General features: G+C 60.1%; 17 protein-coding genes and 2 tRNA genes. 8 read left to right on the top strand and 11 right to left on the bottom strand.

Translation table 11 applies throughout. From position 1 onward, the window contains the following. Positions 1-156: 156 nt before the first annotated feature. The 3 genes from MWH26_RS09910 to MWH26_RS09920 all read left to right on the top strand — a co-directional run bounded on the left by MWH26_RS09910 (position 157) and on the right by MWH26_RS09920 (position 3,753). A complete protein-coding gene (locus MWH26_RS09910; RefSeq protein ID WP_247974140.1) occupies positions 157-993 on the top strand; it encodes a hypothetical protein in 837 nt (278 codons plus the stop codon). After that, positions 896-1,192, top strand: a complete 297-nt coding sequence (locus MWH26_RS09915) for a fibronectin type III domain-containing protein (RefSeq protein ID WP_247974141.1) — start codon at positions 896-898, stop codon at positions 1,190-1,192. The genes MWH26_RS09910 and MWH26_RS09915 overlap by 98 nt, the downstream gene beginning before the upstream one ends. A gap of 281 nt (positions 1,193-1,473) precedes the next feature. Continuing rightward, positions 1,474-3,753: a phospholipase D-like domain-containing protein gene (locus tag MWH26_RS09920; RefSeq protein ID WP_247974142.1), complete on the top strand. Its 2,280-nt coding sequence runs from the start codon at positions 1,474-1,476 to the stop codon at positions 3,751-3,753. 528 nt (positions 3,754-4,281) lie between these two features. Here MWH26_RS09920 and rlmF read toward each other — a convergent pair. The 4 genes from rlmF to MWH26_RS09940 all read right to left on the bottom strand — a co-directional run bounded on the left by rlmF (position 4,282) and on the right by MWH26_RS09940 (position 9,770). After that, on the bottom strand, positions 4,282-5,211 hold the full coding sequence (gene rlmF, locus MWH26_RS09925; protein ID WP_247974143.1) for a 23S rRNA (adenine(1618)-N(6))-methyltransferase RlmF: 930 nt from the start codon (positions 5,209-5,211) through the stop codon (positions 4,282-4,284). 104 nt (positions 5,212-5,315) lie between these two features. Continuing rightward, positions 5,316-7,733: an endonuclease MutS2 gene (locus MWH26_RS09930; RefSeq protein ID WP_247974144.1), complete on the bottom strand. Its 2,418-nt coding sequence runs from the start codon at positions 7,731-7,733 to the stop codon at positions 5,316-5,318. A 124-nt stretch (positions 7,734-7,857) separates the two neighbouring features. After that, a complete protein-coding gene (locus MWH26_RS09935) occupies positions 7,858-8,616 on the bottom strand; it encodes a TIGR02757 family protein (protein ID WP_247974145.1) in 759 nt (252 codons plus the stop codon). A gap of 125 nt (positions 8,617-8,741) precedes the next feature. After that, the gene (locus MWH26_RS09940) at positions 8,742-9,770 is read right to left on the bottom strand and encodes a LysM peptidoglycan-binding domain-containing protein (RefSeq protein WP_244696464.1); all 1,029 of its coding nucleotides are present in this window, start codon (positions 9,768-9,770) and stop codon (positions 8,742-8,744) included. Positions 9,771-10,077: 307 nt separating this feature from the next. Between MWH26_RS09940 and kdsB the strand changes: the two genes are divergently transcribed. Then, complete coding sequence (kdsB, locus tag MWH26_RS09945; protein ID WP_247974146.1) at positions 10,078-10,824, top strand: 3-deoxy-manno-octulosonate cytidylyltransferase; 747 nt, start codon at positions 10,078-10,080, stop codon at positions 10,822-10,824. A 12-nt stretch (positions 10,825-10,836) separates the two neighbouring features. Here the strand turns inward: kdsB and MWH26_RS09950 are convergent, their stop codons facing one another. The 4 genes from MWH26_RS09950 to gap form a co-directional block, all read right to left on the bottom strand. Then, on the bottom strand, positions 10,837-11,238 hold the full coding sequence (locus MWH26_RS09950; RefSeq protein ID WP_247974147.1) for a DUF1622 domain-containing protein: 402 nt from the start codon (positions 11,236-11,238) through the stop codon (positions 10,837-10,839). A gap of 84 nt (positions 11,239-11,322) precedes the next feature. Continuing rightward, positions 11,323-11,667: a translation initiation factor gene (locus MWH26_RS09955; RefSeq protein WP_247974148.1), complete on the bottom strand. Its 345-nt coding sequence runs from the start codon at positions 11,665-11,667 to the stop codon at positions 11,323-11,325. A gap of 125 nt (positions 11,668-11,792) precedes the next feature. Beyond that, on the bottom strand, positions 11,793-12,659 hold the full coding sequence (locus tag MWH26_RS09960; RefSeq protein WP_247974149.1) for a diacylglycerol/lipid kinase family protein: 867 nt from the start codon (positions 12,657-12,659) through the stop codon (positions 11,793-11,795). A gap of 270 nt (positions 12,660-12,929) precedes the next feature. After that, entirely contained in the window at positions 12,930-13,937 is a 1,008-nt protein-coding gene (gene gap / locus MWH26_RS09965; protein ID WP_244696469.1) for a type I glyceraldehyde-3-phosphate dehydrogenase, read from the bottom strand. Between the two features lie 292 nt (positions 13,938-14,229). Between gap and MWH26_RS09970 the strand changes: the two genes are divergently transcribed. Both MWH26_RS09970 and MWH26_RS09975 read left to right on the top strand, forming a co-directional pair. Next, positions 14,230-14,301, top strand: a tRNA-Glu gene (locus MWH26_RS09970). A gap of 383 nt (positions 14,302-14,684) precedes the next feature. Continuing rightward, positions 14,685-16,859, top strand: coding sequence for a bifunctional alpha,alpha-trehalose-phosphate synthase (UDP-forming)/trehalose-phosphatase (locus MWH26_RS09975; RefSeq protein WP_247974150.1), 2,175 nt, complete (start codon positions 14,685-14,687; stop codon positions 16,857-16,859). A 120-nt stretch (positions 16,860-16,979) separates the two neighbouring features. Here the strand turns inward: MWH26_RS09975 and MWH26_RS09980 are convergent, their stop codons facing one another. Then, positions 16,980-18,770, bottom strand: coding sequence for a glycoside hydrolase family 15 protein (locus MWH26_RS09980; RefSeq protein WP_247974151.1), 1,791 nt, complete (start codon positions 18,768-18,770; stop codon positions 16,980-16,982). Positions 18,771-18,933: 163 nt separating this feature from the next. On the opposite strand from MWH26_RS09980, the gene MWH26_RS09985 reads away from it, so the two are divergent. Both MWH26_RS09985 and MWH26_RS09990 read left to right on the top strand, forming a co-directional pair. Next, positions 18,934-19,659, top strand: a complete 726-nt coding sequence (locus tag MWH26_RS09985; protein ID WP_247974152.1) for a TVP38/TMEM64 family protein — start codon at positions 18,934-18,936, stop codon at positions 19,657-19,659. A gap of 112 nt (positions 19,660-19,771) precedes the next feature. Next, a tRNA-Glu gene (locus MWH26_RS09990) sits at positions 19,772-19,843 on the top strand. Between the two features lie 254 nt (positions 19,844-20,097). Here the strand turns inward: MWH26_RS09990 and MWH26_RS09995 are convergent. Continuing rightward, positions 20,098-22,374: a heavy metal translocating P-type ATPase gene (locus tag MWH26_RS09995; protein WP_247974153.1), complete on the bottom strand. Its 2,277-nt coding sequence runs from the start codon at positions 22,372-22,374 to the stop codon at positions 20,098-20,100. 218 nt (positions 22,375-22,592) lie between these two features. Continuing rightward, positions 22,593-25,082, bottom strand: a complete 2,490-nt coding sequence (galB, locus tag MWH26_RS10000) for a beta-galactosidase GalB (protein ID WP_247974154.1) — start codon at positions 25,080-25,082, stop codon at positions 22,593-22,595. Between the last annotated feature and the right edge of the window lie 68 nt (positions 25,083-25,150).

The raw sequence follows: 25,150 nt of genomic DNA on the forward strand, positions 1-25,150 counted from the left end.
GCTTCGTTGTTTTAGGACTTTTTTACGGCAACAGGAATTTTCCTGCTCATTTTGGGAAAGAAATCGTGTAGTTTTACCCCTTCTTGCTTGCCTACGGTTCTGCTTAATTTTTGCCTGTTTACTTGCCTCTTGCGGCTTACAACCACCGCTTGCTTAATGAAAACACGTTTTCTCACCTGCCTTTTTGTTTCATTTGCCCTCCTTGCGCAGGCCCAGCAAGGCTCCCGGTCGCGGGCCGGCCAAGGCGCCGCCCGTCAGGTGCGCAGCAGCGCCCCGGCTACCCCGCCGGAGCCCACCATTGCCGCCGCCCGGCAGGCCGGCCCCGGTAGCACCGTTACGGTGCGGGGCGTGGTGGAAAACGGGCCGGAGTTGGGGCAGTTGCGCTTTATTCAGGACCGCACCCACGGCCTAGCGCTATTCTCGACTACCAATGCCGAGCTGCAAGCCCTCGTGCCCGGCGACAGTGTGCTGGCAACGGGCACGCTCAAAAATTACAACGGCCTGCTGGAAATGGACCCCGTTACGAGCGTGCAGAAGCTGGCCAGCAACCGGCGCGTAGTAGCCACGGAAATAGCCGCCGCCGATGTGGCCAAGGCCTTTGAGGAAGGTTATGAGGGCCGCCTGCTCCGGATTACCGGGGTTACCAGCCTGACGACTTCTGCCAGCACCCCCGCCGAAGCCCTGAAGGGCAATACGAACTACCTAATCAACGGCCAGCGCAGTACGCCCATTCGGGTGCATGTGGCCTCCACCGGCCCCGCCGGCCTGGTGGACAAAACGCCACCAACTGGGCCGTTTGACCTGATTGGGACTCTAAGCCAGTTTTCTCCGAGCGGCACTGGTGGCTACCAGTTGCTACCGCGCCTGTACGCCGATATTCTCGGTAGCTGGCGGCTTGCCTGTCATCCAGGGCGAGCCCGTACCCACGGCCATCCACCGCACCGGCTTCACGGTTACTTTCCAGACCATCAACCCCGGCACCACCATCGTTGAGTACGGCAAAACCACGGCCCTGGGCACTACGGTTAACTTGCCCGCCGCCACTACCGCCCACAGCGTCGAACTCACCAATCTGGAGCCAGGCACGGTGTACTACGTGCGGGTATCGGCTACCAATGCCGCGGGTACGTCGCGCTCCGCCGCCGTGCCAATGATAACGGACACGAAAAAGCGCCTGACCGCCCGGCCCTAGCCTAGCTTCCGCTACTACCTACCCCTTCTGCTCCGGCCGAAACGCTTGCCGTGGCTGCTTCCCGTTTGGGGGCGCCACGCGGCAAGCGCTTCGGCCGGAGCCGTTTGTTGGCAAGCTGAACCTTAGGTCGTTTCACCAATCTGTAAATCAGATATTTACCTATAATATTTCCTGGCCTTTCGACTCCGGAAATCTTCTAATCTGGGGCTTATTCTTTGGGGGAAGATGAAGATATTTGTCGCACTTTTCGCTTACCACCTCATTCCCATTCCATTCATTTGATGAAAAAATTTACTCTGTTAGCTCTGCTAGGTAGCGGGGCCGCATTGCAGCCTGTAGCGGCCCAAACGGTACAATCGGTGGCCGATGCCCGCGCCGCCGGGGTTGGCGCCGTTGTAACGGTGCGGGGCGTAGTTACCAACGGTACGGAGCTGGGCGTCATTCGCTACTTGCAGGATGGCACCGGTGGTCTGGCCGCCTATTCTACTAGCGCGGCCGGCTTTTCGGCCCTGGTACCCGGCGACAGTATCGAAATCAGCGGGACGCTGAAAAACTTTAATGGCCTGCTGGAAATTGACCCAGTAGCCAGCGTGGCCGTGCTGGCCCAGAACCGGGTTATCCGGCCCGCAGCCACCGTAGAGGCTTCCGCCCTGACGTCGGTTTTTGCCGAGCAGTACGAGTCGCGGGTGGTGCGCATCAACAAGAACACCTCCATTACCACCAGCGCCGGCGCCGCAGTCGGCACTTTCGGGGGCAACACCAACTACCTGCTCAACGGCACTACCGGGGCTACTGTGCGCACGGCCGCCGCGGGCAATACCGGCAACGACATTGTAGGGAAAGCCGCCCCCAGCGGTCAGTTCGACGTGCTGGGAATTATGAGCCAGTTTTCCAACAGCGGCACGGGCGGTTACCAGCTGCTTCCCCGCCGCTACCAGGATTTCGTGTTGGGTGGCACTCCCAACCTGCTCAGCTCGCCGGTGCCTACGGCCATTAGCACCACGGGCTTCACGGTGAATTTCACCACCGAAAACACGGGTACGGCCAAGCTGGAGTACGGTACTTCCCCGGCCGGTCCCTTCACTGCGGTAACCGGGCCTACCACGGCCGCCAAGCAGCACAGCATCGCCCTGACGGGTTTGCAGCCGGGCATTATTTATTACGTGAAAGCCTCGGTTACGAACAGCATTGGCACTTCGGAGTCCAGGGCCGTGCCCATGGTAACGGCCTCGCTTTCCAGCGGTAAAATGCGTTCCTACTTCACTGGCACGGTAAACACGGCTCTGGCCCTGCCCAGCAACGCGGCTACGTACCTGGCCAACGGCGCTATTGCCGACACGCTGGCTCGCTACATCAATCGGGCCACCAAAACCCTGGACATTGCCATTTATAACTGGAACAGTCCAGTTATTCTGGCGGCCGTAAATGCGGCCCACGCTCGAAATGTAGCCGTGCGCGTCATCTTCGAAAATGATAACACCAACGCCAGCATTCCCGGCCTGAACACCAACATACCGCGCCTCGGCCGCCAGACCCAGCAGAACATCATGCACAACAAGTTTGTGGTGATTGACGCCGAGGATGCCAACGTGAATGTGCCGTGGGTATGGTCGGGCTCCACAAACTGGACGCCAGCCCAGCTTTCCACGGACCGTAACAATGCCATTGCCATTCAGGACCAGGCCCTGGCCCGCACCTACACCCTGGAGTTCAATGAAATGTGGGGCAGCGGCACCCTGGCTACGGCCCGTTTCGGCTCGGCCAAAACCGACAACACGCCCCACTACCTCATGATCGGGGGCAAGCAGGTGGAGTCGTGGTTCTCGCCCACGGACCAAGTGAACGGCCGCTTGATTCAGGCCATTCAGTCGGCCGACAACGACCTGCACATTGCCACCATGTTGATTACCCGCGCCGAGTTGGGCCGCGCCATCGTGGACCAGGTACGGGCCCGCAACATCGTGGGCTGCTCCGAGGTGCTGGTGAATGATACCAGCAACACCGGCACCGGCACCATTCTGCGCACCATCCGCACCGCGCTGGGCGAGCGGGCCCTAGTAAAAAATACCAGCGGCATCATGCACCACAAATACGCCATCGTGGATGCCGGCGCCTCGCAGTCGGACCCGCTGGTGTTTGTGGGTTCCCACAACTGGTCGCTCTCGGCCGATACGGAGAATGACGAAAACACGCTCATCGTGCACGATGCCCGCATCGTAAACCAGTACTACCAGGAGTTTGCCGCCCGCATTGCCGAGCAAAACCGGGGCGTACAGCTGTGCAGCTTGGTGCTGAGCAACAAGAAAACCGTGCAGCAAAGCGCCGTGCAGGTGTACCCCAATCCCACCAGCGGCAAGTTCCAGCTGCGCGTGCAAGCCAGCGCCGCCCGCACCGCCCGCGTGGTGCTGCGCGACGCCACCGGCCGCGTAGTGCTCGACCAGACCAAAACCCTGAATGGCCAGGAAGTAAGCGTAGATGCCTCGGCCCTACGCGCCGGCCTGTACCTGGTACAGATTGAAACGGCCGAATCGACGCAGGTTAGCCGGGTAGTAGTGGAGTAAGCCTTCTATTCTTCTGTATAATAAAAAAGGCCGTTCCCGGGTGGGAACGACCTTTTTTTGTCCGACTTTGCTGTAGCCCTATACGCCAGAATCATCTGGTCTGAGCCAATACAGGTGGTTATACAGATACGCTCCTATAGAACTCAACCCTCGCTATTCCTTTTGAGTCCACGCACTACGCTTTCCTCTTACGTCTCTTTTTTACTTGTAAACGGAAGTTTTCTGGTAGGAATGCTCCTACTTGGAGCTGTAGCGTACGGATACCTGCCATTGGTCGAAGTGTCTGAAAAGATAGTTCCGTATGCCGTATGTGTTTGCTACCTCTTGGGCATAGCTACAAACCTGGTACTACTGGTTAGAATGCTTCTCAGTACTCGCTATTCTATGGCTATTGCCTACGGGGTAGTGGTTATCCTTTACCTGCTCGTTGCATTGCTAGCAGTTCTTGTTGTAACAGGAAGCTACAAAGGACCTCATGCTATATAATCTACCCTGGTTAAAAGCCAGTACAGCAACCCAGCCCTACCCTTACTTCCAGCGCCGCTCGGCCCAGGTGTGGCGCTGGGCTTCGTCCTGGAACGTCCAGGCAACTACCCGGCTAACCTTCTGGCCCTGAGACATGTCGAGCACTTTTACCTCGGTGGCGCCGTCCTGGCCCAGCAGGTAGTGGGCGCTACGCAGGGTTTCCTTTTTGGAAATAAGCGACGAAAACCAGAGCACTCGGGCAGACAGCGGCACACTTTGCGTAATCATGCGCTTCAGGAAGCCTTCTTCGCCGCCTTCGCACCACAGCTCCGTGTTTTGGCCTCCAAAGTTGAGCAGGGGCTCCGCCGACTTGGTTTTGGCATACCCCAAATTACGGCCCTTTTTGCGGCTGCCGGCCGCCGCATCGGCGGCCGAAGTATGGAACGGCGGGTTGCAGATGACCACGTCGAACTCTTCCCGCGGCTTCACAATGCCCTCGAAAATGTAGTCAGTATGGGTTTGCAAGCGTAGGTCGATGCGCCCGGCGAGGCTCGGGTTGGCCGCTACCATGCTACGGGCGGCTTTCAGCGCCACGCCGTCTATCTCCGAGCCCACGAAGCGCCACCCGTAGGCCTGCGTGCCGATGATGGGATACACGCAATTAGCCCCTACCCCCACGTCCAGCACGTGTACTGACTTGTCCCGCGGTACTACGCCGCCGTGGTCGGCGGCCAGCAAATCGGCCACGTTGTGGATGTAGTCGGCGCGGCCCGGAATGGGCGGGCACAGGTAGCCGGCGGGTACATCCCAGTGCGCTACCCCGTAAAATTGCTTCAGCAGCGCCCGGTTCAGGGCCTTTACGGCGGCCGGATTGGCAAAGTCGATGCTGTCGTCGCCGGTAGGATTCGGGATGACGAAGGCGGCCAGCTCGGGGCTGGTGTCGGTCAGTTGGGCGAAGTCGTAGCGGGCGGCATGGGGGTTACGGGGGTGCATAGCGGAGCGTTGTGATGTTACTGGAATAAAGAGCCCGTTACGCGGAACGCAACGGGCTCTTTGGGTGCATTAGGAATGCAAAGGTACGCTGAAAGTGCGGCCGGCTACTTCAGCACGGCAATGGTCACGCCGTCGCCGCCCCGGTCGGCGTGCTCGTCGGCTACGCTGGCCACTTCGCGCACCTTATGCAGGTAGTCGCGGGCAATCTGGCGCAGAATGCCGTTGCCGCGTCCGTGCAGGATTTTGATTTCCGGCACGCCCAGCATCACGGCATCATCCACGTAGGCCATAATACGGTTGAGGGCATCCTCGGCCCGCTCCCCGCGCAAGTCCAGCGTGGTGTTGAAGCCCGACATGCGGCCCGTAATATCCAGGGTAGCGTGCTGGGCCGGCGCCCGGCGGGCCGACTCCTTCTCCCGCTCCCGAATTTCGGAACGGGTGAGCTTTTCCAGCTGATTCACCTTGACGATGGTTTTCATACCCCCGAAGGAAACCTCTGCCGTTTTGCCCTTCACCGCCATGATTTCGCCGTGCCCTTCCTGGCCCAGCAGCGCTACCTTGTCGCCGGGTTTGAGGGTAGTAGCGTCGGCCATTTCGCGGGTGGCTTTGGGCTTGGGCGGCTCAATCTGCAGCTTTTCTCGCACGAAGGTATCGAGCTTGCCGCGGGCCTCCTTGGTGCGCTCCTTCTCGGCCTGACCCAGCCGGATTTCCTGAATGGTGGCCTCAATCTGCTGGTTGGTGTCGCGCAGCAGCATTTTGGCCTTGGCCTTGGCCTCGCGCAGCACGTCCAAGGTCGTATCGTCGAGGTATTTTTTGAGGTCCTGATATTCCTGGGCGGCTTTTTTCAGGCGCCGCTCGGCTTTGGCGGCTTCGGCGGTACGCTGCTCCAGCTCGGTTTTCTCTTTTTCTAGGCCTTCCAGCAGTCGGTCGTAGCGAATTTTATCTTTGCCCACGAGCTGGGTAGCCCGCTCCACAATCTGCTTGGGCAAGCCAATTTTGCGGGCAATTTCGATGGCGAAGCTGGAGCCGGGCTTGCCGGTTTCGAGGCGGTAAAGGGGCTGCAGCTGGTCGGGGTCGTAGCGCATGGCCCCGTTGATGATGCCGGGCGTGCGCTCGGCATAGTTCTTCAGGTTGGTGTAGTGCGTCGTGATGACGCCAAACGCCCGGGCCCGATTGAGCTGCTCCAGCACGGCTTCGGCAATGGCCCCGCCCAAGCTGGGCTCCGTGCCGGTGCCAAACTCGTCAATCAGCACCAGGCTGCGCTTGTTGGCTAGGGTCACGAACTGCTTCATGCTCAGCAGGTGGGAGGAATACGTACTCAGGTCGTTTTCCAGGCTCTGCTCGTCGCCGATGTCTAGGAAAATATCATCGAATACGCCGGCCTCCGATTCTTCGCCGGCCGGAATCAACAGGCCGCACTGTAGCATGTACTGCACTAGGCCTACCGTCTTCATGCTCACCGATTTACCTCCGGCGTTGGGCCCCGAAATCAGCAGAATGCGTTGCTCCGGGGTCAGCTCAATATCCAGAGGAACCACCTCGCGCGGGTCATCTTTAGCGTGGCCTTGGAAGGTGAGGAACAGCAGCGGGTGCCGCACCCGGTGCCACCGGATCAGGGGCCGCGGGTCCAGGGCGGGCAGCGTGGCTTCCAAGCGGCGAGCCAGCTGGGCTTTGGCCCGAATAAAGTCGAGCAGGCCCAGGTACTGGTAGGCCTTACGCAGGTCCGGGATGTGGGGACGCAGCTGGCCTGTGAGCTGGGTTAGGATGCGCACCAACTCGCGCTGGTAGGCATTTTCTAAGTCCTTGATATCGTTGTTGAGCTCGAAGACGGCTTCCGGCTCAATGAACACCGTTTGGCCCGTCGCCGACTCGTCATGAATCAGGCCTTTCACCCGGCGCTTGTGCTCCACAATCACCGGCAGCACCAGCCGGCCACCCCGGATGGTAGGCTCGGCCCCTTCGGGCACCCAGCCCTCGTTGCGGGCGTGACGCAGGATGCCAGCAATCTGCTTGCGCAGCTGGCCCTGGCGGTTAATTAGCTCCTGCCGGATCTGGCGCAGCAGCGGCGAGGCATCCTCACGGACCTGACCCTCATCGTCCACTACCTTATCGAGGTTGGCTATTAGGTTGCGGTCAACCTGCACGCCAATGCCTAGCAGGCGGAGCGTAGGGTACAAGTTTTCTTCGGCCCGGGTAAAGAAGGTCAGCGCCTCCCGGATGGTGCGCAAGCTCATTTTCACGGCGAAAAAAGCCGCTACGTCCAGGTAAGAACCGGGCAGATTGGCGCGCACCAAGTGCTGGTGTACGTCGTGGTAGTGCTGGCTGGGAAAATCGGCCCCGCTGTTCAGGAGCTGGCGAAACTCGTCGGTTTGCAGCAGCAGCTTCTGGAGCTGCTCAGCATTGGTTTGAAAGGACATTTTGGCCACGAAATGCCGGCCCAACGAGCTCAGACACAACGTATCCAACATTTCACGCAACTGCGTGAAACCTATTTTCTGCTCAAAGTTCTGAGGAAGAATCAAATCGGGTAGGTACTTGGAGATTCAGATGAGAATGCGAAGATAAACACTCGCTGAGGCCGGAAAGATTCACAAATGCTAATAAATGCGCCGCTTACTACCCGTCGGCAGTGGCCGGTCAGAATTTCTACATCTCCCCTTCCACGCCTAGCCCGAACAAGGCAAAATCGTACTTCACGGGGTCCAGCGGGTCGAAGGTGCGCAGGTGGGCCGTCAGCTCCTCGGCCGCCAGCCAATCGACTTGCTTGCGCTCCAGCAGACCCAGGCGGCGGGCCACGCGCTCCACGTGCACGTCGCAGGGGCAGATGAGGTCGGCGGCGGGTAGGCGGCGCCAGAGGCCGAAGTCGACGCCGCGCGAATCGGGGCGGACCATCCAGCGCAGGTACATGTTCACGCGCTTGCAGGCTGAGCCCCGGGCCGGGGTAGCCACGTGCTTGCGGGTGCGTTGGGGCGCATCCTCTAGGCTAAAGAATAGGGTATGGAAGTTTTCGAGGCGCTCCTTTTGGGTGCTACCCACCAGAAAGGCATCTTCCAGGGTCTCGTGGCGGGCATAAAACCAGCGCAACCAGTGCACGAAATACAGCAGGTCAGTGTCACAAAACGTGCGGTGGCAAAAGCCCAGCAGCTTTTTCAGGTCCTCGTCGTGGTGCTGGGTAATGAACTGGTAGGGCGCATCGTCCATGCGGCGCAGCAGTTCCGTGCACTTGCTGATAATAGTGGGGCGGCGGCCCCAGGCCAGCAAGGCCGCAAACAACCCGCTAATTTCAATATCCTGCAACTGGCTGAAGCGGTGCGGAATGCTGATTGGATCGGCCAGGATGAAGGCTGGCTGGTCGTAATGCCGGTATTTTTCGTCGAGCAAGGCCCGAACCTGAGCGTGGTTCATACAGGTGAGATGGTGAAATAATGAGCTGGTGAGTTTTCCGTTCAGGCAGTCCTACCTGCCCAAGCGGCGCCTCCAGGCCAGCCGAACATAAAAACTCACCATTGCACAAATTCACCATCTCACTGCTACGGTACGTAGCTGGTTTCTACCCGGAAGCGCTGGTCAGGGGTAGCCAAGCGCTGCACCGCTTTCTTAGACAGACGCACCAGAATATTGGTATTCTCGCCCGTGTCGGGCAGGGGACCAATTACGCGCACGTACACCGATTGCCCGTTCATGATGTTGCGCACCTGCATAATAGTGCCTACGGGCGCGGTTTTGTGCAGGGCCAGGTATTTATCCGAGGCATCCGTCTGAATGGCAGTGGCGAGGCCGCTTTCCGATACGCGCCGCACAATTTCGCTGGCGCGGGAGGGGCCCCGGTCGGTGTCGGGAGCTTCCGTGGCCGGGCTGGCGGGCGTCACGGCAGGAGCCGTGGCGGAGTCGCGGGCTCGTTCCCGAGCCGCCCGTTCGCGCGCTTCCCGCTCCCGGGTTTCCCTGGCCTCGCGCTCGGCAGTGTCGTCGCGCTCCGGCCGGGCCGTGGGCGCCGGGCGAGTTGGAGCGGCTGCCACTGGGGCTGCGGCCGGGCGGGCAGCGCTTGGTGCGCTACCCGTACCAGCGGCCACAATCACGGTTTCTCCCACGCGCACGTTGTAGTTGGCCGGAAAGCCATTCAGCCGAGACAGCTCGGCGGGGGTAGTCTGGAAGCGGCGGGCAATGGCAAACAGCGTGACGCCCGGCTCAACTCGGTAAATGCGGTTGCCACGGCTGTCGGTAGGCAGCGTGCGGGCCGGGGCCGAGGTGGTAGCGGCCGTAGCGCGGGGTGTAGCGGGCTGGTTCAACACTACCCGGTTGCGGGGCACCAGCACAATTTGCCCGGTTACCAGGGCACCTTTCTGACCCGAGTTGGCCTCCACAATCTGCTCCACGGGTACTTTATAGCGCCGAGCCAGCCCGTAAAGGGTTTCGCCGGGTCCTACCCGGTGCTTAATTAGCATCATGTTGTTGCGGTACTCAACCCCAATGGAATCGGGCGGCGCTACCGGCCGGGGGGCGGCCGCAGCCGTAAAACCAGTCAGGGCAAGCGCAGTGGTCAGCAACGAAAATCGGAACATACAACGGGGTGGCAAAAAGCAAGTAGCAGGCCCCTCAAGGCGAAGAATGACCCTCTTGCATAAAGTTTGCCGAAAGTTACGGATTCAAGCCGAAGCATCCGCTACAATATGACAGCAGGGGTTTTTTGTTGGTTGATTTCGGGACGCCAACATCCCGAGCCCCGCGTCTTCTCGGCACCAGAAGTTGCCCCCTATTTCCGGGTCAGTTCGATAAAAAGTGTACGCTGATGTTCTTGCTTTAAGGCGGGGTAGGAAACCGTGGCGGTTTTTGCCGTTTTTTGTGGCTCGCTCATCATCCTGCTCCTATATGCACGCCATTGGTATTATTCCCGCCCGCTACGCCTCCACCCGCCTACCCGGCAAGCCTCTTGTAGACCTGGGCGGCCAATCCATGATTCAGCGGGTGGTGGCGCAGGCCCGGCAGGCTGGCCTGCGCCGGGTAGTGGTAGCCACCGACGACGAGCGGATTCTAAAGCATGTGCGCGAGTTTGGGGGCGAGGCCGTCCTGACGTCCGCCGAGCACCCCAGCGGCACCGACCGGATCTGGGATGCTTACCAACAGCTAGGCATTACCGCCGACTGCATCATCAACATCCAGGGCGACGAGCCCTTTATTCACCCCGCGCAAATTGATGCGTTGGTGAAGCTGTTTGCCCGACCCGAGCCGCCCCAACTGGCTACCCTAGTTAAGCCGGTGGTGAGTGAGGAGGAGCTTTTCAGTCCTCACCTGCCCAAAGTAGTGCTTGACGCGGCCGGGCATGCCCTCTATTTCAGCCGCCACCCCCTGCCCTACCAACGCCAGCACGCCCCGGCCGATTGGCTCCGGCACCACCGCTACCTGCGCCACATTGGCCTGTACGCCTACCGCCCCGATGTGCTAGCCGAAATCACCCGCCTCCCTCCCTCTGCCCTGGAGCTGGCCGAAAGCCTGGAACAGTTACGCTGGCTGGAAAACGGCTACCGCATCCTGACGGCCGAAACGACGCTGGAAACCATCGGCATTGACACGCCGGAGGATGTGGAGCGCGCCCGGGCCTACTTGACTCGCCGGTAAGGCAACCACCCTCTATTCAGTGGCCCTTTTGGTGATGTGATGTTCGGCGGCACTCCGATGCTCGTCCTTCATTTCCTTGGAAAGGAAGAAGTTGAGCGTAGTCCGAATGACAGCAATGGCCCCCAGCTTGCCGATCTGCTCCCAGCTGGGGGCAATAGCGGTGGAAAGAATATCAGCGCCCAGTTGAAACTCCAGGGCCAGGGCCAGGTAGCGGGCTAAGGTCAGGCGAATGGCCGTAAAATCGGCTGTTTGACGCGTCAGCAGGGCCTTCAAAAACAGGCCACCAGCTACGATAATACCCAGCGCAATAATAAAGGCCCCCACGGTTTCTACCCCCAGCTTCAGCCACTGTACAGCTTCAATAACCCAGTTTTCAGCCAGGGAATGCACAGTAGCAACTTCGGGAGCAGGCATAGTGAAGGGAATACGGTGAAGGGCAAGCGGCCGAGCGCTGGGAGTTATTTACGGGGGTAGAAGACAGGCAGAAAACGACTTCCGTTAGCCGCCAGCCTTTTTGACCTTATAGCCTTTTTCAAGGAGCACGGCCAGTACTTTGTCGCGGAAGTCGCCCTGAATGATGATTTCACCGTCTTTGGCGTTGCCGCCGACAGCACATTTGGTTTTCAGCAGCTTACCCAGGGTTTGCAGGTCGGCATCCTGGCCCACGAAGCCAGTGACGAGGGTAACCTGCTTGCCGCCCCGGGCTTTTTTGTCGAGCTGCACCCGCAGGTTTTGCTGCTGGGGCGGCAGCGTGGCGGCCTGCTCGTCGCCGGTTTGCTGGTACTCAAAATCGGGGTTAGTCGAGTATACGACTCCCTCCCGGCGGTTTTTATCGGCTTTCATGAATGCAAGTTGTGAAATTGTGAAACGCAAAATTGTGAAATGCGTGCTTTGCCTACCGAATAAGTCCCGCTAGATTATTATTCGCCTTCATTTCGCCTTTTCACCATTTCATAACTTCACTCTGGTTACACGGCTACTTCCAGGGCCAAATGTTCCAGGGCTACCTCAAATTCCGCGGCGTCGGCCACGTAGTCGCCATCCACGTGAAAACCTAGGGTGTGCTCGGTCCGGACGCGGATGTGGTGACTGGTGTGATAAACGGCGGCCCCGGAGGTTGCCAGCGTACCCAGGGCCAGCCCCACCCCCACCCGCACGGCGCGGGTAAGCGGCAGGGCATCAATTAGGCACACGTCGAGCAGGCCATCCTGAATATCGGCCCGGGGCGCGATGTAGGCGTTGTTGCCGTACTGGGCGGCGTTGGCAAAGGCCAGCACGTAGCAGTTAGTTGCCAGCACCTGGTTATTCAGCTCAAGTTGCACCGGTACGGGCTGGTAGCGGCGGTATTCGCGCAACGATACCTTGATATAGGTACTCAGCCCGCGGGTGCCGGCCCGCGCAAACATTTTGCTCACGTGGGCATCAAAGCCCAGACCTGCGGTGCAGAAAAACGGGCGGCCGTTAATACGCCCCACATCAATGCGCTGGAAGGTGGGCCGGCACACTCGCTGCACGGCTCCCGGCAAATCTAACGGGAGGCGCAGGTGGCGGGCCAAGCCGTTGCCGGAGCCCCGGGGGATGATGCCCAGAGCCGCTGCGGTGCCGAGCAGGCCGCGCGCTACCTCATTTACGGTGCCGTCGCCGCCGACCGCTACTACCACCCGGCAACCTTGCCGTGCCGCCCGCCTGGCCAGCTCCTCGGCGTGACCTGCGTACTGGGTGGCCTGCACCTCGAAGTCGGCGCCGGCAGCCGTGGCGTAGCGCGTGAGCAGCGCTGGCACGTCTTGGGTGCGGTTAGTGCCAGAAGTCGGGTTCAGAATAAAGCAGATGCGCACAGGTGGTGAGATGGTGAAATCGTGAAATGGTAAGTTAAAGATAGAGCCAGCCGGCAGAGCGGCATCACTAGACAATACGATGAAGTGACATCACTGCGGCCGCCCACGTGATGTCGAGGAAATAGAAACCTACCGACTTCAGCTGGATGCATTGTTTCCGGCCGTGTGGGTACTGGTTCTTTCAGGCACCATCTACCCCAACGCGTAAAGAAAAGCCGCCTGCCCGGTTTCCCGAACAGGCGGCTTCTTACGTCAGCAAAACCCGGAGGCTTAGCCGTTCATTTTCTCGCCCAGCTTCTGAATCAGGTCGGCGGTGCGGGTTGAGTAGCCGGTTTCGTTGTCGTACCAGCCTACTACTTTCACCAGCGAGCCATTGGCCGAGGTCAGCTCCGAGTCGAAGATGCACGAGTGGGGGTTGCCCACGATGTCGATGCTCACCAGCGGATCGGTGCTGTATTCGAGGATGCCTTTCAACGGACCTTCAGCGGCTGCCTTCACGGCGTCGTTGATTTCCTGCTTGGTTACCTCACGCTTCAGGATTACGGTCAGGTCCGTCGTCGAACCATCTGGAATAGGCACGCGCATGGCAATACCGTCTAGCTTGCCTTTCAGCTGGGGCAGCACCAGGCCTACGGCCTTAGCAGCACCGGTGCTGGTAGGAATGATGCTGTAGGCAGCCGCGCGGGCACGACGCAGGTCTTTGTGGGGCGCGTCCTGCAGGTTCTGGTCGGAGGTATAGGCGTGCACCGTGGTGATGTAGCCCTTCTCGATGCCGAAAGCATCATCGAGCACCTTGGCCATGGGGGCCAGGCAGTTGGTAGTGCAGGAAGCGTTGGAGAGGATGGTTTCCTCGCCGGTCAGGATGTCTTCGTTTACGCCCAGCACAACCGTCGGGATGTTGCCGGTAGCGGGAGCCGAAATAACTACCTTTTTGCAGCCGGCCGTCAGGTGCTGACCAGCGCCAGCTTCGTCTACGAAGCGGCCCGTGGATTCCAATACCACGTCAACGCCCATCTGGCCCCAGGGCAGCAGCTTGGGGTCACGCTCGGCGAGGGCAGCAATACGCTGGCCATTTACGGTCAGGCTCTGCTCATCGTAAGCTACGGTACCATCGAAACGACCGTGTACGGAATCGTACTTCAGCAGGTGCGCCAGGGTCTTGTTATCGGTGAGGTCGTTGATAGCCACGACTTCCACGTTCTCGCGCTGGAGCAGCGCCTTGAACGTGAGGCGGCCAATGCGGCCGAAGCCGTTAATGGCAACTTTGATTTTAGCCATAGTATGGGGAAATGGGAGGGTTGTCGGTCCCGAGGGGCCGGGTGAAAACGCGGAGCGAAGGTAACGGGCTAGGGGTATTCCGCCAAATCAAACCGCAATACGGTGGTAGGGGCCGCCAGGATGCCTCTGTACAGCGCAAACCGGGGGCTGCTAAACCGTTTACTTGAAAAATTTCGGCTTGAAAATCAGTCTATTCATAGTACTGCCCGACTTTTTTTCAAATGCAGCTATTGCGCTGAAAGCTGCGTTACCTATCTTTGCATCACCAAAACGGAACAAGGCCGCGTTACCTGGTCCGTTCGTCTAGGGGTTAGGACAGTAGATTTTCATTCTACCAACAGGGGTTCGATTCCCCTACGGACTACTCGCCTACCGTTTTGGCTCTCTTCCTAAAAGCCCGCTTGCCTTCCCGGTAAGCGGGCTTTTCTTTTGCTTATACCCCAGAGCCCGCCGCTACCTTCGCCCGCAGCAACCGGCACCGCTCCTACTCACTCCGGCGGGCCTGCCTAGGCTCAGGGAAGGAAAACTACTGCTCCAGCACATGCTTTTCCTGCGCCCGCGGTGGCGGGCTACTGCACGCTGATGCTAACTACCTGATTCTGCTGTTTTAAGCCTTTCTGAGGCCTTTTTTCTACCGTTCAGGCAAGCTCGGCACTAAGCGCGCCGTAAGGATAAGCAGGTGAAAAAATAATGGCTACCCCCGGTTTTCTCCCGTAAGCAGGGGTATTCATCATTTTGTCACGGCGTATGTCCCGCACAATTATCGTCTCCAACCGACTGCCTACAAAAGTCCAGCGCACTGCCGAGAGCCTCACGTTTCAGCCCAGCGAAGGCGGGCTGGCCACGGGTTTGGGCTCCATTTACCGGCAGGAAGGTAACGTGTGGGTGGGCTGGCCTGGGCTCTTTGTAGAGGATGAGGCGGAAGAGCAGCACATTGAGCAGGAGCTTAGTGCCGACAGCATGGCTCCGGTGTTTCTCACGGAGGCGGAAATTCGCGACTTCTACGAAGGATTCAGCAACTCCACGCTCTGGCCTACCTTTCACTACTTCCCCCAGTACGCCACCTACGAGCAGGCCCACTGGGATGCCTACGTGGCCGTAAACGAGAAATTCTGCCGGGCCGTGCTGGAGCTGGCCGGCCCGGAGGACACCATTTGGGTGCACGACTACCAATTGCTGCTGTTGCCGGAAATGCTGCGCAATGCCCGCCCGGAGTGCACTATTGGCTTTTTCCTGCACATTCCTTTTCCTTCCTATGAGCTGATCCGGGCCCTGCCCTGGCGTTCGGAGCTGCTGCGCGGCATGCTGGGCGCCGACCTGATTGGCTTCCACACCTTTGGGTATATGCGTCATTTCCTGAGTGCTACCTCGCAGTTGCTGGGACACTCCTCACAGAATGGGCAAATTGAAACCCCGAACCGGACTGTTCTCGTGGATGCCTTTCCCATGGGCATTGACTATGGGCGCTTTGTGGCCGCCGCCGCCTCGGAGCAGGCCCAGCAGCACGAGGCCGAGTACCGCGAGGCCCTACGCGATACCCGCATCATTCTTTCCATTGATAGGCTAGATTACTCCAAAGGCATTGCCGAGCGACTTCGCGCCTTTGAGGTCCTGATTCAGCGCTACCCCGAGTGGCGCGAGCAAGTCAGCCTGATTATGGTGGTGGTGCCCTCCCGCGACCAGGTGGCGCAGTACGCGGCCCTGAAGGAGGAAATCGACGAAATAGTGGGCCGCATCAACGCCCAGTACCGCACCATCAGCTGGACGCCCATTCATTACTTCTACCGCTCCTTCCCGCTAGAAGAGTTGGCCTCCCTCTACCGCCTGGCCGAGGTAGCGCTGGTTACGCCCATGCGCGACGGGATGAACTTGGTAGCCAAGGAGTTTGTAGCCAGCAAGGCCGATGGTAAAGGGGTACTAATCTTGAGCGAGCGGGCCGGTGCCGCCCGGGAGCTGTCCGATGCCCTCATCATCAACCCTACCGATACGGCTCAGCTGGCCGAGGCCATGCACGATGCCCTAGTGATGCCCGAGGAAGAACAGGTGCACCGTATGACGGCCATGCAGGCGCTGGTCCGGCAGTACGACGTGTTTGCCTGGACCAAGCTGTTCATGGACCGGCTAGCGTACAGCAAAATCAAGCAGCTGACCTTGGCCACGGAAATGCTGACTACCGATGCTACCGCGCAGCTGCTCAATGACTTTACTACCGCCGAACAGCGCCTGCTCCTGCTCGACTACGACGGTACCCTGGCCCCGTTCCACAACCTACCCCAGCGTGCTAAGCCCGACCAGGAGCTGCTGCTGCTGCTGCAAGCGCTAACGGCCGATCCGCGCAACCACGTGGTCATCATCAGTGGCCGCGACCGGACGACGCTGCAGAGCTGGCTGGGGCAGTTGCCGCTTGATTTCATTGCCGAACATGGCGTGTGGCTGCGGCCGGCTAGCGAGGACTGGCAGCTGTTTCAGCCCCTGAATAACAGCTGGAAGCAGGACATCCGCCCCATTATGGAAATGTACGTGACCCGAACGGCTGGTTCTTTCATTGAAGACAAGGACTACTCCCTGGTGTGGCACTACCGCCGCGCCGACGTGGAGTTGGGCGAGGTGCGCGCCCGGGAGTTGCTGAACCATCTATCCTTTATGACCTCAAACACAGAGCTGCAAGTGATGGAAGGCAATAAGGTCATTGAAGTGAAAACCTCGGGCATTAACAAAGGAACGGCGGCCGCCCGCTGGCTGGCAGCCTACAACCCGCAGTTTATCCTCGCCATCGGCGACGACCGCACGGATGAGGACACGTTCCGGGCCCTACCGGAAGATGCCTACACCATCAAAGTTGGCACCGGAACTCGCTCCCTAGCCCGCTTTCACCTCAGCTCCACCACCGACGTCCGCAATCTGCTGCGCACGCTGCTGTAAGTTGTAGTCTTGGTGTATGTTCTGCCTGATGTCAGATTACAAAAAAGCCTCGCCAGTACATGGCGAGGCTTTTTGATGTATATATCCAAGACCCTAAGTTCCTAATACCCCACGACCCAATCAAATGAAGTTGGGTTTGGCTAGCTTCTGGGCAATGCGGTAGGCGGCGTTTACCAGCCCAACGTGGCTGTAGGCCTGGGGAAAATTGCCCCATTGCGAGCCGGTTTTGGCGTCTACGTCCTCGGAAAGCAGGCCCAGGTGGTTGGTATAGGTAGTTAGCTTTTCGAACTCGGTCATGGCTTCCTCTACCCGGCCCACGGCGGCCAGGGCCTCTACGTACCAGAAGGAGCAGATGAGGAAGGTGGTTTCGGGAGTTCCGAAGTCGTCGGCATGGCGGTAGCGGTAGAACAGACCTTCGGGCGTCATCAGCTCCTTTTCCAAGGCGGCTAGGTGGGTGCGGGCCCGCTCCGAGGCGGGGTCCAGGTAACCCATCAGAATGAGCTGCATGGCGCTAGCATCGAGGTGGGGCGAGCCGATGGCGTTGGTGTAGGCCCCCAACTCAGGGCTGTAGCACTGCTCAATGTGGTCGGCGGCGGCCTGCATCAGTCGCTCAGCCCGAGCTTCCATTTCCTTGTTGCCCAGGGAGCGGGCCACCTTGCGCGCGGCGTGGCTGCCAGCCCAATGAAACAAGTAGGTGTAGCAATGATACTGCGCCAGGTTACGGAACTCCCAGAGGCCAGCATCAGGCTGATCCATGGTGGCTTCAATCAGATTCAAGGCCTCGAACACCAGCTGCGAGGGGTTGGGCCATTCGGGGTCGATGAAGCGGCAGTCCACATAGAGCGGCAGCAGAGCCACCAGCACCTGCCCGTACACGTCGTTCTGAATGTGGGTGTAGGCATCGTTACCGATGCGCACGGGCTGGTTGCCGAGGTAGCCGGCTAGGGGCAATTCCTGCTCCACCAACTCCGATTTGCCGCTGATGCCATACAAGGGCTGGTAGCGGCCTTTTATCTTGGTTGAGATGTTGGCAATGTAGTGGAAGTAGCGCTCCATCTCCTCAAAATGGCCAATGTTATTGAAGGCCGTGAGGATGTAGTAGGTGTCGCGCATCCAGCAGTAGCGGTAGTCCCAGTTGCGGGTGCTGCCGGGGGCCTCGGGCAGAGAGGTGGTGCTGGCCGCAATGATGGCCCCGGTGTCTTCGTACTGGTGAATCTTGAGGGCCAGGGCCGAGCGGATTACCTGATCCTGGCGGAAGTTGCTGATGCTGGTGCTCTTGACCCAGGTGCGCCAGTAGTCGATGGTAGCGCGCAGAAACCGCTCGGCCGTGCTTTCCAACGGAGCCTCTAGCGGGGCCCCATAGGTGAGCACTAGGTATTTGGTTTCGTTGAGCACGAAGTCCTCCTCATCCAGCACGTAGGTTAGCGAGATGTTGGTAGTGAGCCGGATTTCTTCTTCCAGCCCTAGAAAGGCAATGTGGTTGGAGCTGCGGCGGCGCTTTAGCTCTAATTCCCCGTACTGGCCCACCGGCCGGCAGGCTACCCGCACCCGGGGTGTCCCTTCCAGCGGCTCCACCTTTCGGATAAACATCAGGGGCTTGTAGTAGCGCTCATACTGCAGGAAGCGGGGGGCAAAATCCGTGACGCGGTAGCTGCTGCCGTCGTCAGTGGTGATTTCCGTGCAGAGCACGTTGGTATTGGTGCGGTAGTACTGGCGAGCAGTAACGGTAGTGCCCGGCTCCGCGGGCCGAATGCTGTACTCGCCGCCCTTGTTGTCATCGAGCAGGGAGCCAAACACGAAGCTGCTGTCGAAGCGGGGCCAGCAGAGCCAGCGCACGGCGGTATCGGTACCAATCAGGCCCAGAAAGGCGCAGTTGCCAACCAGACCGAGGTCATAGGTATGTTTTGTCATCGGGAGAGAGTTTGCCGGTCCGCAGCCAACGAGCGGCCGGATGGCGGTTTCTATGGGTAGTACCGCTCTGGTGCCGCTGGGGTTGCCGCAGCTTTTTGGGCGCGGCCTGCGTACGTACCCGTTCTGCCCCCGGGAAAACTCCCGCACTCTACCTTGTCTGCCCGTGCCACCTACCACTGCTTCCACTGCCGCCGCGCCGGCCAAACGCGCTAATCACACTCCCCTATACGTTACGCTGGCCGTGCTGCTGGGCCTACTGGGCTGCTGGTTTTTTTGGCCCGATTTCCAGACCACCGCCCGCGAAGGCTGGACGGTGCTGCGCAGCGGCGAGCAGCCCCGCATTGCCGCCTGGATGCAGCAATTCGGCTACTGGGGCCCGGTGGTAATTGTGGCCGCTATGGTGGCGCAAATGTTTCTTTTTGTTGTCAACGTGGTGCTGCTCATACTGGTAGCTATCCTGGCCTACGGACCGTGGTGGGGCTCGGCCCTGGCCTTGGGTGGCATTCTGGTGGCCTCCTCTGTGGGCTACGGCCTGGGCCGGGCCATGGGCGAGTCGTTCGTGACGCGGGTGCTGGGCCAGAAAAACGAGCAGAAAGTGTTGGAAGTAGTGGACCGCTACGGCGTGTGGGCTGTTATCATCGCCCGCCTCTCCCCTGCCCTCTCCGATGATGCCATCAGCTTCGTAGCGGGCCTGGCGCGCATGGGTTACCTGAAGTTTATGGCTGCCACTACCGCTGGGGTAGTACCTCTGATTGCGTTGCTGGCGTATTTAGGCGAAAACAGCGACCGGCTGAAATCGGGCCTGCTGTGGGTAACGGGCGTAAGTGTGGTGCTGTTTGGGGCGTATATTTGGTGGGACCGGAACCGAATGCACAAAAAAACCTCCTGATTCTCTCCGATTTACGACCCAATCAGAAAAATTTTCAGCGCAGACTATTGCAGTGCTTAAAGCGCCTCTTATCTTTGCACCACCAAAACGGAAAACACTCCGCTGGTAACCTGGTCCGTTCGTCTAGGGGTTAGGACAGTAGATTTTCATTCTACCAACAGGGGTTCGATTCCCCTACGGACTACAGCTCATCTAAAACCTCCCAGTAAGCCTTAGCTTGCTGGGAGGTTTTGCTTTTACGCTGGTGCTAGTATCAAACGCCGCTGCTGTTCGCACTTCCCACCCGCGCAACTAATCCCCTGCTCGTCACTAGAATTAGCCGGAGCTTACCTCAATTACTCGCGCACGGGTACCGGCCGCGGGGCGGCAAGAAGCAGAGAGCGTAGAATGGGTGCGAAGGCCGGCCTGGGTACGAACGGCGACCTGACTGCCTTTTCCTCACAGCTCATTCTTCATCGAGAACCGGCGGAGGCGCAAGGAATTCATCAGCACCGACACGGAGCTTAGGGCCATGGCGGCGGCGGCCAGCATGGGGGAAAGCAACACGCCGAACACGGGGTACAACAGCCCGGCGGCCACGGGAATACCCAGCGTATTGTAAACGAAAGCGAAAAACAAGTTCTGCCGGATGGTGCGGATGGTCTGGCGGGATAGTTCAAGGGCGGTTACTACCCCCAGCAAATCCGAGCGCATGAGCGTGATGCCGGCGGCTTCCATAGCGACATCCGTGCCCCCACCCATGGCCACACCAATATCGGCCTGGGCCAAGGCTGGCGCGTCGTTAATTCCGTCGCCGACCATAGCCACGGTGCGGCCCTCCTGCTGCAACTCCTTTACCTTGGCGGCTTTGTCCTGGGGTAGTACCTCGGCAAAGTACCGCCCAATACCCACTTGGCTGGCCACCTGCGCCGCTGTTTGGGGGTTGTCGCCGGTCATCATAACCACTTCCAGGCCCAGGCGCTGCAGGCGCTTTATGGCGGCGGCCGACGTATCGCGCACGGTGTCAGCTACCCCCACCAACCCGGCCGCCTGCCCCGCTACGGCCACGTAGAGCACCGTTTTGGCCTGGGCAAGTAGGGCAGCGGCGTGTTCGTGCAAGGCGGGCGGCAGGCTGATGCCGGCGGCTTCCAACAGGGGCAAGTTGCCAATGAGCACCGCCTGCCCCCTAACCGTGGCCGTGGCGCCCCTACCCTCCAGCGCCCGGAAAGCAGTGGCCGGCAGCACGGCCGCTTGCTGGGCTTGCGCATAGCGAACCACTGCCTCGGCCAGCGGGTGCTCTGACTGGCGCTCCACGGCCGCAACCACTGCCAGCAGCTCCGCAGCATTCGGCCCCGGAACCGGCACAAAATCGGTGACGGTGGGCTGGCCCCGGGTGATGGTACCGGTTTTATCCAGGAGCACGGTGTCTACTTGATAAGCTTTTTCCAGCGCCTCAGCGTTACGAATCAGAATGCCGTGCTCCGCGCCTTTGCCAGTGCCTACCATGATGGCCGTGGGCGTAGCCAGGCCCAGGGCGCAGGGACAGGCAATGATAAGCACGGCCACAAAGTTGACCAGGGCCAGCGGCAGGCGGCTTTCCGTTGGCGCCAGGGCAAACCAGACCCCGAACGTCAGGAGGGCAATGCCAATAACCGCGGGCACGAAGATGGCGCTGACTTTGTCGGCTAGCCGCTGGATGGGGGCGCGGCTGCCTTGCGCATCTTCTACCAGCTTAACGATCTGGGCGAGCATGGTTTCGGCGCCTACTTTCGTTACCCGGAAGCGAAAGGAGCCGGTTTTGTTTAGGGTGGCCCCGAACACCAAGTCGCCTACCCTTTTCTCTACCGGCAAACTTTCCCCCGTGAGCATGGCCTCATCCACGGCGGAGTGGCCTTCTTCCAGAATTCCATCGGTGGCAATTTTCTCGCCGGGGCGCACCACCACCACGTCGCCGGGCAGCACCTGCTCCAGGGGCACGTCAACTTCCTGGCCGCCGGGGCGCACCACCCGGGCCGTTTTCGCCTGCAGCCCCATTAGGGCTTTAAGGGCGGCCGAAGTCTGCGTTTTGGCGCGCAGCTCCAACACCTTACCCAGCAGAATCAGGGCAATGATGGTAGCTGTGGTGTCATAATACACTTCGGGCACGATGCCCTGGCTTGTAAACCAGCCCGGGGCCACGGTAGCAGCCAGACTGTACAGAAAAGCAGCGCCCGTACCTACCGCAATCAGAGTGTCCATGGTGGCGGTCCGGTGCCGAAAGCTGCTCCAGGCCGAGGTATAGAACTCGCGCCCACTATAAAGCAGCACGGGTAGGGTGAGCACCAGCAGGCCGTAGTTAAGCCACTGCATGTCAACGTGCTGCATCATGGCGGGCCAGAGCATGAGCATGCTCAGGGGCATAATAAGCGCGGCCAACCCGGCGGCCACCCAAAAGCGGCGCTTGAGCTTGTCATAGGCCAGGGCTTTTTGCTGGTCGATTGCGGCCTGCTGGTCGGCGACGCTGGTAGCGGGGGCCTGCTCGGTTACGCCGTAACCTGCCTGTAAAACGGCCGCTTTCAGGCTGGCCGGGCTGGCCTGAGTTGGTACATACTCGATGGTCGCTTTTTCGGTGGCGAAATTCACCACCGCCCGCTGCACGCCCGGCGTACGACTAAGCGACTTTTCCACAAAGGACGCGCACGAGGCGCACGTCATGCCTTCTATAGCAAGGGTTTCGGTTTTAGTAGCTGATTCCATAGTAGTAAGCAACATGGCCCGGCTAGGCAGGCTGCTCGCGAGTAAAACGGCAGCCTGCCCAGCCGATACAAAGAAACAGCCCGACCAAGCCGGAGTTCGTACGGAATTCTTCCGAAATCTTGCATGATTTGCACGCGGCGGTAGCGCCGAAGCAAACGACTCAGCCTATTGCAACAACTTCGAGGAAACGCTAGGCGCGCAGGTGGGCCGGCCAGCAGCTATTTCGCGGCTGTTTTGGCAGTTTGCAGCTGAATTATGCCGTCTTTCAGGCCTTTGCTAGTGGCTTTCAACTGCACGGCGCCGGCCTGGTTGGTGGTTTGCACCAGAGCCACTAGCTGGCCCTGGAAGGCTTTCATGCGGGGTTGGTGGAACAGCTCCAGGTTGGTAGCGTCGCCGTTGGCCACGGCCCGGAAGCGGCCCGCGCCGCCCACGCGGAACTGCAGCTGGTTGGTGGCTTCGGGACAGAGGTTGCCCTGGGCGTCTTCCACCCGGGCCGTCACGTAGGCTAGGTCCTGCCCGTCGGCGGTGAGGCTGGTGCGGTCGGCAACGAGCTTGATGTGGTGGGGCTGGCCGGCGGTGCGCACCTCTTCCTCGGCTACGGCCTTGCCCTGGGCGTCGTAGGCTATTACCTTGATGGCGCCGGGCTCATACTTCACCTCGTTCCACATCAGGCGGTAGCGGGCTTGGGGCATGCCGGTGGTGGTTTTGGTTTGGCGGCCCTGGCTTTTACCGTTCACGAACAGCTCGGCGGAGGGGTAGCTGGTGTAGCAGAACACGGGCGTGGTCTGGCCTTCGCGGCCGGGCCAAGTCCAGTGGGGTAGCAGGTGCAGGGTGGGCGCGGTGGTGTTCCAGCGGGCGCGGTAGAGGTAGAACCGGTCTTTGGGCAGGCCAGCCAGGTCCAAGATGCCAAAGTAGGAACTGTGCGAAGGCCACCGCTCGTCGTACGGGGTTGGCTCGCCGAGGTAGTCGAAGCCGGTCCACACGAACTCGCCTAGGGTGTAGGGCAATTCGTCTTGGGCCACAAACTCATCATCCGGCACCTGCGACCAGCTGCAGGCCTCCAGGTCGTAGGAGGACGACTGGTTGTCGGGGTAGCGCTGTTCCTTGGCTTGCACCACCGGAAACTTATACACGCCGCGGGAGCTGACCGTGGAGGCCGTTTCGGAACCCAGCAGGAAGCCCTGGGGCAGCTTGGCGTAGGCCTCGGGGTAGCGGTGGGGCTTGTAGTTGAAGCCGGGCACATCGAGCACCGAGGCAAAGTTATTCTTGATGTCATCGTCGAACCGGTCCATGCCCATGGTGACGGGCCGGCTGGGGTCCTCGCGGTGCACGATGTCCTGGAGGCGCTTGGCGATTTTACCGCCGCCGGCCGTGCTCTGGTCGGGCACCTCGTTGCCGATGCTCCACATAATGACGCTGGGGTGGTTTCGGTCGCGGTGCACCATGTTCACCAGGTCCTTTTCGGCCCACTCATCGAAGTACTGGCTGTAGCCGTTCTTAACCTTGGGTGCCTTCCACTCATCAAAGGACTCTACCATTAGCATAAAGCCCATTTCGTCGCAGAGTTCCACCAGTTCCGGCGTGGGCATGTTGTGGGAGGTGCGAATGGCGTCGCAGCCCATGTCCTTGAGCAGCGTCAGCTGCCGGCGCAGGGCGGCCATATTGATGGCCGCGCCCAGGGGCCCCAGGTCGTGGTGGTTGCAGACGCCCTTGAACTTGCGCGGCCGCCCGTTCAGGGAAAAGCCCTTATCGGCCTCGAACGTAAAGGAGCGAATGCCAAAGCGCGTTTCGTACTCATCCTGGAGCTGGTCGCCGGCGAAGAGCTTGGAGGAAGCTGTGTAGAGCACCGGCGTTTCCGGCGACCATAGCCGCGGTTTGGGCACCACCAGGTTTTGCTCAAACGTGTGCCCATCGGTAGTAGCCAGCGGCGTGGTGAGGGTAGCCACTACCCGCCCGGCCGCGTCCCGGATTTCGGTTTGCAGGCGTAGCGCCGGGGCCGCTCCGGCGGGCATTTCTACCTGGGTGCGCAGCTTTACCTTGGCGTAGTCGGCGTTGATTTCGGGGGTAGTGAGGTAGGTGCCCCACACCGGAATGTGCACGTCGTTGGTGACGATGAGGTGCACGTTGCGGTAGAGGCCGGCCCCGGGGTACCAGCGCGAGGCCTCGGGCTGGTTGTGCAAGCGCACGGCCAGCGTATTCGGGCCAGAGGCCTGAAGGGCAGCCGTCACATCCACGAAAAACGAGTTGTAGCCGTAGGGCCACACCACTACCTGCTGCCCGTTCACGAAGACGTGGGCGTCGCTCATGGCTCCATCAAAGAGGAGTACGGCCCGCTTGCCCGGCCCGAAACCCGGCACCGTCAGCTGCCGCCGGTACCAGCCCGTCCCGATGAAGGGCAGCCCGCCGGTGCGGCCGGCTTTGGTGGTAGCCTGCTTCTCATTGTTCTGCTCGATTTTAACCTTTTGCAGGTCGTTGGTGCTGCTGAACGGACCGTAAATGGCCCAGTCGTGGGGCACGCTGACAGTCTGCCACTTGGCGTCCTTGAAGTTAGGCTGCTGGGCGGCGGGCTGGTCGCCTTTGGCAAATTTCCAGTCAGAAGTCAGCAGGTATTCCTGGCGGGCCTGGGCCGCGGCCATGAGGGAAGGCGCTAAGAGCAAGCCGGTTACCACGCCTCGCAGGAGGCCGCTCCGCACTAAAATATCTTTCATATGTAAACGGTAAGCAGGAAGCCCACAGGCTTTTACTGGAAGGAAATTAGTAGAGCTAAAGAAGCGTA

Source organism: Hymenobacter sublimis, from assembly GCF_023101345.1.
GTDB classification, from domain to species: Bacteria; Bacteroidota; Bacteroidia; order Cytophagales; family Hymenobacteraceae; genus Hymenobacter; species Hymenobacter sublimis.